This is a genomic window from Streptomyces sp. AM25 (assembly GCF_058146165.1).
The window spans coordinates 31,319-41,986 of sequence record NZ_JBKIWN010000036.1; the positions used below are offsets into that span (position 1 = coordinate 31,319).

General features: G+C 72.5%; 1 pseudogene. It reads right to left on the reverse strand.

The features are described from left to right. Positions 1-13 precede the first annotated feature (13 nt). A pseudogene (locus ACLHRZ_RS32280) lies at positions 14-10,660 on the reverse strand (type I polyketide synthase); the annotation flags it as partial. Positions 10,661-10,668: the final 8 nt, after the last annotated feature.

The following is a 10,668-nucleotide window of genomic DNA, read 5'->3' on the forward strand; positions in this document are numbered from 1 at the left end:
CGGGCCGGTCGGCCAGCTCGCTGCGGATCCAGGAGGCCAGCGCGTTGGGCGTCTTGTTGTCGAAGACGACGGTGGCGGGCAGCCGCAGGCCGGTGGCGGCGGAGAGGCGGTTGCGCAGTTCGACGGAGGTCAGCGAGTCGAAGCCCAGCTCGTAGAAGTCCCGGTCCGCTTCGACGGCGTCGGGCGACGCGTGGCCGAGCACGGTGGCGGACTCGGTGCGCACGATGTCGACGAGGAAGCGGGACCTGTCCTGCTCGCCCAGTTCCAGCAGTTGCCGGGTGAAGCCGGCCACGGTGGCCCCGCCGCCCGCGGTGTTCGCCGCGGCGCGCCGGGTGCCGCGCACCAGGCCGCGGAAGAGCGGGGGCACCTCGCCCTGGGGGCGCATGCCGCCGCCGGCCAGGCCCAGTGGGATGACCAGCGGTTCGGAGGAGCCGAGGGCAGCGTCGAAGAGCTCCAGGCCCTGGCCGACGGAGAGCGGCGGCAGGCCGCCGGACTGCATGCGCTGCATGTCGGTGTCGCCGAGGCCGCTGGTCATTCCCGCGTCCTGTGCCCAGGGTCCCCAGGCGAGCGAGGTGCCGGGCAGGCCGAGTGCCGTGCGGTGCTCGGCCAGGGCGTCCAGGAAGGAGTTCGCCGCCGCGTAGTTGCCCTGGCCGGGGCTGCCCATGACGCCCGCGACGGACGAGAAGGTGACGAACGCGGCGAGGCCGAGGTCACGGGTGAGTTCGTGGAGGTTCCAGGCCGCGTCCACCTTGGGGCGCAGGACGGCCGAAAGCCGGTCGGGGGTCAGGGAGGTCACGACGCCGTCGTCGAGCACACCGGCCGTGTGGACGACCGCGGTCAGCGGATGTGCATCCGGGATCGCGGCCAGCAGTGCGGCGGTTGCGTCCCGGTCCGCGGTGTCGCACGCGGTGATGGTCACCTGTGCGCCCGACGCGCGCAGTTCGGAGGCCAGTTCACCGGCTCCCGGTGCATCAGGTCCGCGGCGGCTGGTGAGCAGCAGGTGCCGGGTGCCGCCGACCACGAGGTGACGGGCGAGATGGCGGCCCAGCGCGCCGGTGCCGCCGGTGATGAGCACCGTCCCGTCGGGGTCCCACTGCCGGGGCATGGTGAGCACTGCGGCCGCGTTCGCGCGCAGGGCGTGGTGGGCGCGGCGGATGTCGTGCGGGGCGGCCGGCGGGGACTGGAGTCCGTCGCAGGCCTCGGCAGCGGCTTGTTCCCAGGAGCAGTCCTGCGGGATGTGTGCCAGCCGGTCCTGGCGGAGCACGGCCAACGGCCCGGGGCATCCGAGGCCGGCAACACGGTCTCCGGTACGGAACGCAGACACACCGGGGCCTGTCTCGGTGACCACGCCGGCGAGCCGACCGCCCGAGGGAAGGCCGTGCAGGGTCACTCCGGCGGCGCGGACGGCCACGCGTACCTGGCCTGCGGCGAGCGGTTCCGCCGCTTCGAGGCAGGGCACGAGGGCCGGTTCGCGGTCCTCGCCCTGCGGTGCGTCGAGCCGCCACGGCACTCCGGCCGGGGGCAGCAGACCGGGGCCGGTCGCCAGGCGGGCCAGCCGGCCCACGCGCAGGCTGCCGTTGCGCACGGCGAACTGGGCCTCTCCGGTGGCCAGCAGGGGGCCGAGGCCGGGCAGCACCGCAGTGACGTCCTCGTGGTGTTCCACGTCGAGGAGGACGAACCGGCCGGGGTGCTCCGAGTGTGCCGAGCGCACGAGGCCCCACACGGCACTGCCGGTCAGGTCACGCACCCTCTCACCGGCTCCGGCGGCGATGGCGCCGCAGGTCACGAACACCAGCTGTGAGGCGGCGAACCGCTCGTCCGCAATCCATTTCTGCACCAGCTCCAGCGCCCACGCCGTGAGCCGGTGCACGGCGGACGGCACGTCCCCGTCCGGGTCCGTGTCCGGAAGCTCGGTCACGACCAGATCGGGGAGCGGTTCCGCACCGGCTGCGGCCAGTTCGGCCGGCGAGCCGACAGAGGCGCCGAGACCGAACGCGTCGTCACCGAGCGCCATGCAGCGCACCGGATCCGCCGCCCGGTCGGCGGCCGCCGGCACCCAGTCCAGCCGGAACAGGGGGGCGCGTGCGTTGCTGTGCACCGCAGCCGACGCCGGTGAGCCCGCTGCGGGGCGCAGCCGCAGCGACTCCACCGACAGCACCGGAGTGCCCTCGGCATCGAACGCCGTGAGCGACAGTGTGTCCTCGCCGGTCCTGGTCAGGCGCACGCGCAGCGCCGAGGCGCCTCCGGCGTGCAGGGTCACGCCGTGCCAGGCGTGGGGAAGCAGCTCGGTCTCCTCGTCGCCGAGCCCGGCGAGAGGCGTGGCGTGCAGGGCCGCGGCCAGGAGGGCGGGGTGCAGTCCGAAGTATCCGGCGTCCTCGGCGAGTCCGGCCGGAAGCTCCACCTCGGCGCAGGTCTCCTCGCCGCGCACCCAGGCGGCGCGCAGCCCTCGGAAGGCGGGGCCCGGTCCGCTTTCGCGGTAGAAGCCGTCGAGGTCGACGGCGAGGGCTCCCACCGGCGGCCAGACCGGCGTGGACGCCGTGTCCGGGGTACCCGCGGAGGTGAGCGTGCCGGTGGCGCAGTGCGTCCACGGTTCGTCGGGATCCGTGTCGGCAGAGCGTGCGTAACAGTCGAGCGTGCGGGCACCCGACGGGTCGGGGGCGGAGAGCCACACCTGGACGACCGGGGCGTCGTCCTCGCCGATGACCAGGGGTTCGGCCAGCGTGAGCTCCTCGATCCGGCTGCACCCGACCTGGTCGCCCGCGCGGACGGCCAGTTCGACGAAGCCGGTGGCCGGGAAGAGGATCCTGCCTCCGATGCGGTGGTCCGCCAGCCAGGGGTGCACGCGGGTCGACAGCCGACTGGTGAAGAGCACTCCGTCGGAGCCGGCCAGGGGCACGGCCGCACCGAGCAGCGGGTGCTCGGCGGGGATGAGGCCTGCGGAGGTCACGTCGCCCGAGAGGGCTCCGGGCCGCGGCCAGTAGCGCTCGTGCTGGAAGGCGTAGGTGGGCAGGTCCACGCGCCGGGCCCCGGTGCCGTCGAAGAGGCGTGCCCATTCGACGTCGACGCCGGCCACGTGCAGCTGCGCCAGTCCGGTGAGCAGGCCGGTCTCTTCGGGACGGTCCTTGCGGAGGACCGGCACCACCACGGACTCGCCGTCCTGCTCCAGACTCTGCTGGGCGAGGGCCGCCAGGACCCCGTCGGGCCCCAGTTCCACGAACGCCGTCGCACCGGCCTCGCGCAAGGCCCGTACTCCGTCGGCGAACCGCACGGTCTCCCGGACGTGCTGCACCCAGTACTCGGGCGAGCACACCAGTTCCGCGTCCGCCACCGTGCCCGTCACATTCGACACCAGCGGGATCACCGGCGCCGCGAAGGACAGGCCGCCCACCACGGCACGGAAGTCCTCCAGCATCGGATCCATCAGCGCCGAATGGAACGCATGCGAGACAGGGAGGCGGCTGGTCTTGCGCCCTTCTGCCGTGAAGTCCCGGGCGAGGCCCAGGACTTCGTCCTCGCCGCCCGCGATCACCACACTCTGCGGGCCGTTGACCGCCGCCAGTGACGTGCCTCCGGTCAGCCGGGCCACGACCTCGCCTTCGGTGGCCTGGACAGCGGCCATGGCGCCGCCCTCGGGCAGGGCCTGCATCAGCCGGCCGCGGGCGGCGACGAGGGTGCAGGCATCTTGCAGGGAGAGCACTCCGGCGGCATGCGCAGCCGCGACCTCGCCGATCGAGTGGCCCGCGACGAAGCCGGGGCGGACGCCCCAGGAGGCCAGGAGCCGGAACAGTGCCACCTCGACGGCGAACAGTCCCGCCTGGGCGTGCACGGTCCGGTTGACGAGTTCTTCGTCCTCACCCCAGATCACGTCACGGACCGGCCGCTCCAGGTGCTCGTCCAGCCCTGCGCAGACGACATCGAACGCGTCCGCGAATGCCGGGAACCTGCGGTACAGCTCGCGGCCCATGCCGAGCCGCTGCGACCCCTGGCCGGAGAACAGGAAGGCGGTCGCACGGCCGGCGGCCATTCCCCTGGCGATCACGGCGGGCTGCCCGTCGGTGCCGGCCAGCAGCACGGCCCGGTGCACGAACGCCGAACGGCCCGCCGCCAGCGAGAAGCCCACGTCCAGCGGAGACGCTCCGGTCACCGCCGCGATCCGCTCGACCTGGGCGTCCAGCGCGGCAGTGGACCTGCCCGACACCGGCCATGGCACCACTGCCGGCGACAGGGTCGGCTCGTCGGCCCCGGCATCCGCAGCCTCGGCGGGCGATGCCTGCTCGATGATCACATGGGCGTTCGTGCCGCTGATGCCGAAGGACGACACGCCCGCCCGCCACGGCCGTCCGGTCCCGGGCCACGGGCGCGCCTCGGTGAGCAGCTCCACGGCGCCGGTGGACCAGTCGACGTGCGAGGACGGCCGGTCGATGTGCAGCGACTGGGGCAGCACCCCGTGCTGCATGGACAGCACGGTCTTGATGACTCCGGCAACACCCGCGGCCGCCTGGGCGTGGCCGATGTTGGACTTGAGCGATCCCAGCAACAGCGGGCGCTCGGGGTCGCGTTCGAGTCCGTAGGTCGCGAGCAGGGCCTGCGCCTCGATCGGGTCACCGAGCGAGGTACCGGTGCCGTGGCCCTCGACGGCGTCCACCTCGTCGGCCGACAGTCCGGCGGCGGCGAGCGCCTGCCGGATCACCCGCTGCTGGGACGGACCGTTGGGGGCGGTGATGCCGTTGGAGGCGCCGTCCTGGTTGACCGCGGAACCGCGCACCACGGCCAGGACGTCGTGCCCGTTGCGGCGGGCCTCCGACAGCCGCTCCAGGACGAGGATGCCCACGCCCTCGGACCAGTTGGTGCCGTCGGCGGCGTCCGAGTAGGCCTTGCACCTGCCGTCCGCGGCCAGCCCGCCCTGCACGGTGAAGCCCGCGAAGCTCACAGGAGTGGTCATCACGGTCACGCCGCCGGCCAGGGCGAGCGAGCACTCGCCGTTGCGGAGGGCCTGGGCGGCCCAGTGCAGTGCCACCAGGGACGACGAGCACGCGGTGTCGACGGTGACCGCGGGCCCTTCGAGGCCGAGGGTGTAGGAGATGCGGCCGGAGAGGACGCTGGTGGCCAGTCCGGTGCCGGCGTGGCCTCCGATGTCCTCGCGCGAGTTCATCATGAGGGTCGCGTAGTCCAGGCCGTTCGTACCGACGAAAACGCCGGTCCGGCTGCCGTGCAGCTTCTCGGGGTCGATGCCGGCACGCTCGACCGCCTCCCAGGAGGTCTCCAGCAGGAGCCGCTGCTGCGGGTCCATGGCCAAGGCCTCGCGCGGGGAGATGCCGAAGAAGCCTGCATCGAAGTCGGCGACGCCCGGGACGAATCCGCCTTCGAGGGTGGCGCTCCTGCCGCGTCCTTCGCGGTCGCCGCCGGCCAGCGTCCTGAGGTCCCAGCCGCGGTCGTCGGGGAAGGCGGAGATCCCGTCCCGGCCTTCGGAGACCAGCTGCCACAGGTCCTCCGGAGAGCGCACACCGCCCGGCAGGCGGCACGCCATGCCGACGATGGCGATCGGGTCGTCGGAGGCCGGGGCGGTCGCGGGTGCCGGAAGAGCCTCGCCCGCGGGCGCGTTCAGCAGCGCCGTGAGGAGGTGTCCGGCCAGGACGGTCGTGGTCGGGTAGTCGAAGACCGTGGTGGCCGGCAGTTTGAGACCCGTGGCCAGGTTGAGGCGGCCGGGCAGCTCGATGGCGGTGAGCGAGTCGAAGCCGAGGTCGCGGAACTTCTTCTCCGGGGCGATGGCCGCCTTGTCAGCGTATCCGAGGACGGCCGCCACGTGCGTGCGCACCAGGTCGGTCACGAGTGCCACCCGCTCTGCTGCGGGCATCGGCTTCAGGCGGTGTACGAGTCCGGAGGCCGCCGAGGCGAACTCCCTGCGCGCCGCGGCAGCCTCCCCGATCGCCTGCCGGGCGGCCGGGAGCTCCTTCAGCAGCGGGTTGCCGCGCAGGCCGACGAGGGTGTCGACGAGGTGCGGCTGTTCCAGGTCGAGCAGGATCACGGTGGGGGCGGGCCCGGTGACGGCCTGCCGCAGTGCGGCGACGGCCAGTTCCGGGTGAATCACGGGCACGACTGTACGGCGCGGGAGGTCCACCCCCGCGTCCTCGGACCCGGCCGGTTCGTCGTCCGTCCATGCACCCCAGGCCAGGGATGTCGCCGCCAGACCCTGCGCCCGGCGCCGCTGGGCGAGAGCGTCGAGCACGGCGTTCGCGGCCGCGGCGGTCGCGCGGCCGGGGCTGCCGACCGCGCCCGCCACGGAGGAGAACAGGACGAACGCGGACAGGTCCTGGCCGCGCGTCAGTTCGTCGAGGTTCAAGGCGGAGACGGCCTTCGACCGGTGGACGGCGGCGAACCGGCCGGGGGTCAGGTCCTCGAGCACACCGTCGTCGACGGTCCCCGCCGCGTGCACCACGGCGGTGAGCCGCTGGTCCTCGGGTATACCCGCCAGCACGGCGGCCAGTTGTTCGCGGTCGGCCGCGTCACAGGCGACGACGGACACTCCGGCTCCCAACGACCGCAGTTCGGCGGCGAGTTCTCCAGAGCCCGGCGCCTCCGGGCCGTGGCGGCTGACGAGCAGCAGGTGCTCCGCACCCGCACCCGCCAGCCAGCGTGCGACATGCGCACCGCGCCCACCCGTGCCGCCTGTGACCAGCACCGTGCCGTGAGGCTCCCATCCGGCGTCCGCCGAGCCGGAGGGCGCCGGGACCAGCCTGCGGCCGTACACCGCGGACGGGCGCACGGCGACCTGGTCCTCGCCGTCGAGACCTGACAGGACCGCACCGAGCCGCTGGACGGCCCGCCGGTCGAGTTCCTCCGGCAGGTCGACCAGACCGCCCCATTGCTGCGGGTACTCCAGCGCGGCCACGCGCCCGAGGCCCCATACCCCCGCCTGCTCCGGGACAGGCGGCCCGTCTGCGGAGCCGACCGCCACGGCGCCTCGTGTCACACACCACAGCGGAGCGGAGATTTCCGCGTCGCGCAGGGCCTGGAGCAGGGCGGTCGTCGCCACGACCGGGCCGAGTGCGGCAGCATCGCCGGTCTCGGCGGCTCCGGCCAGTGCGAGCAGACAGAGCACACCCGCGAACGGGGCACCGGATGCGGGCAGTTCGCACAGCTGCGCCGCGAGCGCCTCACGCCCCGGTTCCGGCGACTCGACGTACAGGCACAGCACATCGGGCCCGACCGCCTTGATCACGGCGGCCGTCCACTCCTCGTCCCCGCACCGGGACGGGGCAACGACGAGCCAGCGTCCGGAAGGGCGGGCCGAGAGGGTACCGGACAGCGGCTTCCACGACTCGTGGTACCGCAGGGCGTCGAGCAGCGACTGGTCCCGGTGGTGCCGACGCCACGACGTGAGGGCCGGCAGCACGACGCCCAGCGCCCCGCTGTCCACGTCCAGATCGGCGGCCAGGGCGCCGAGGTCCTCGTCCTCGATCGCGGCCCAGAACCGCGCGCCGAGGGGATCCTCGGCGCGGGCGACCGCGGGACGCTGCTCCGGCCAGTAACGCTCGCGCTGGAAGGGGTAGGTGGGCAGGTCCACGCGCCGAGCGCCGGTACCGTCGAACCACCGCACCCAGTCGATGTCGACGCCGACCACGTGGAGGTGGGCGAGCCCAGTCACGAGCGCACGCTGTTCGGTGTGGCCGGCGCGCAGGGCAGGTGCGACGGTGACCTGCTCACCCGTGGTGAAAATCTGCCGGGCCAGGGCGGTCAGGACCCCGCCAGGACCGACCTCCAGGAAGGCGGATGCACCGGCTTCGCGGAGTGCCCGTATGCCGTCGGCGAAGCGCACGGTCTCGCGAACGTGCCGGATCCAGTAGTCCGGGGTGCAGACACGCTCGGCGGACACCTGCTCACCGGTCACGTTCGACACCAGCGGAATCGACGGCGGCACGAAGGACAGACGGCTCACGACTGTCCAGAAGTCGTCGAGCATGGGGTCCATCAGCGGCGAATGGAAGGCATGCGAGACCTTCAGCCGGGATGTCTTGCGACCTTGACCTTCCATGCGGACCCGGACGTCCTCAATCGCGTCTTCCGTTCCAGAAACAACCACGGACGAAGGACCGTTGACGGCCGCGATCGACACGGAACCCCCGTCCCCGAGCAGCGACACAACTTCACCCTCGGTGGCCTCAACGGCCAGCATCGCTCCACCGGCGGGAAGTGCCTGCATCAGCCGACCCCGCGCCGCCACCAACGCACACGCATCCGCAAGCGAGAAGACTCCCGCCACATACGCGGCCGTCACCTCTCCGATCGAATGACCAGCAACGAAATCCGGGACAACCCCCAGGGACTCCAGCAGCCGGAACAGCGCCACCTCGACCGCGAACAGACCAGCCTGGGCGTAAACGGTCTGGCTCAACAACTCCTCGTCGTCGCCCCATACAACGTCACGCACCGGCCGGTCCAAGTGCCCGTCCAGCCCGGCGCACACCGCATCGAACCCGGCCGCGAAGACAGGGAACCGCTCATACAACTCCCGGCCCATACCGAGCCGCTGCGACCCCTGACCAGAGAACAACAACGCCAGCGAACGATCGGTCGCCACTCCACGGGCAACCTCCACAGGCCCGCCCCCGGCACCGGCCAGCAACACCGCCCGACACCCAAAAGACGACCGCCCCGACGCCAACGAAAAACCCACATCCAACGGCGAAACACCACACAACGCCGAAACCCGCTCCACCTGCGCATCCAACGCCGCCCCGGACTTCCCCGACACCACCCACGGCACCAACACCGGCAAAACCACAGGCACATCGGGAACAGCATGCTCGGCAGGCTCCGCCTGCTCGATGATCACGTGGGCGTTCGTGCCACTGATGCCGAAGGCCGAGACTGCTGCGCGCCGCGGCCGTCCGGTGTCCGGCCAGTCCACCGTCTCCGTCAGGAGCCTGACCTCTCCGGCCGACCAGTCCACATGCGAGGAGGGTGCATCCACGTGCAACGTGCGCGGCAACACACCGTGCCGTATCGCCATCACCATCTTGATCACACCCGCGGCACCCGCCGCGGACTGTGTGTGTCCGATGTTCGACTTGAGCGAGCCGAGTAGGAGGGGCATTCCTGCGTTGCGGTCGCGTCCGTACGTGGCGAGCAGTGCCTGTGCCTCGATCGGGTCGCCGAGGGTCGTGCCCGTGCCATGCCCCTCGACGACGTCCACGTCGGCGGCCGTCAGGCAGGCGTTTGCCAGGGCCTGGCGGATCACCCTCTGCTGAGAGGGCCCGTTGGGGGCGGTCAGCCCGTTGCTCGCACCGTCCTGGTTGATCGCCGAGCCGCGGACCACGGCCAGGACCTCGTGCCCGTTGCGCCGGGCGTCCGACAGCCGCTCCAGCAACAGTACGCCGACGCCCTCGGACCAGCCCGTGCCGTCCGCCGCGTCCGCGTAGGCCTTGCACCGGCCGTCCGTGGCGAGCCCGCCCTGTCGTGTGAAGCCCGGGAAGCCGAGGGACGAGGACATCACGGTGACGCCGCCGGCAAGGGCCAGCGTGCATTCGCCGCTGCGCAGGGACTGGGCGGCCAGGTGCAGGGCGACCAGCGACGACGAGCATGCCGTGTCGATCGTGACGGCCGGTCCCTCCAGCCCGAGGGTGTAGGCGATGCGACCGGAGACGACGCTGGCGGCCAGGCCCGTGCCGGCGTGGCCCTCGATGTCCTCGCTGGAGTTCATCACCAGTGTGAGGTAGTCCTGGCCACCGGTGCCGACAAAGACGCCGGTCCGGCTGCCCCGCAGCGCTGCGGGGTCGATGGCCGCACGTTCGACGGCTTCCCAGGAGGTCTCCAGGAGCAGACGCTGCTGCGGGTCCATGGCCAGGGCCTCGCGCGGTGAGATCCCGAAGAACTCCGCGTCGAACTCGGCGACTCCGTGCAGGAATCCGCCCTTCGACGTGGCGCTGCGGCCCCGGGCGTCCGGTGCGCCGCCGAGCAGGGTGTCCATGTCCCAGCCGCGGTCGGTGGGGAAGTCCGATATGCCCTCACGGCCTTCGAGGACCAGGTCCCACAGCTCTTCAGGAGAACCCGCCCCGCCCGGCAGCCGGCAGGCCATGCCCACGATGGCGACAAGGTCGTCCGGGATTCCGGTCGCCGCGACGGCGGGGGTGTTCACCTCGCCGTGTTCGTCGAGCAGTTCCGCAACGAGATGCCCGGCGAGGACGGTGGGGGTCGGGTGGTCGAAGACGAGGGTGGCCGGGAGCCGCAGGCCGGTGACCGAGGTCAGGCGGTTGCGCAGCTCCAGCGCGGTCAGCGAGTCCACGCCCAGGTCGTGGAAGTCGCGGTCCGGCCCGATGTTCTGTGCCGAGGCGTGGCCGAGGACGGCAGCGGCTTCGGTCCGCACCACGTCCACGAGGAGGCGCATCCGTTCTTCGCTGCGCAGCTCCTGCAGCCGGGCCGCGAGCGCGACGGCCGTGCCGGCTCCGCCTTCGACGGTGGCTGCCATGCGCCGACCGCCACGGACGAGGTTCCGGAACATGGCGGGGACTTCGCCCCGCAACCGTACTGAGCCCGACGTCATGAACGGTCCCATCGGGACGAGGAACGCCTGGTCGGTGGTCATGGCCGCGTCGAGGAGAGCCAGACCCTGCTCGACCGTCAGGGGCGGGATACCGGAAGCCGTGATACGCCGCATGTCCACCCCGGACA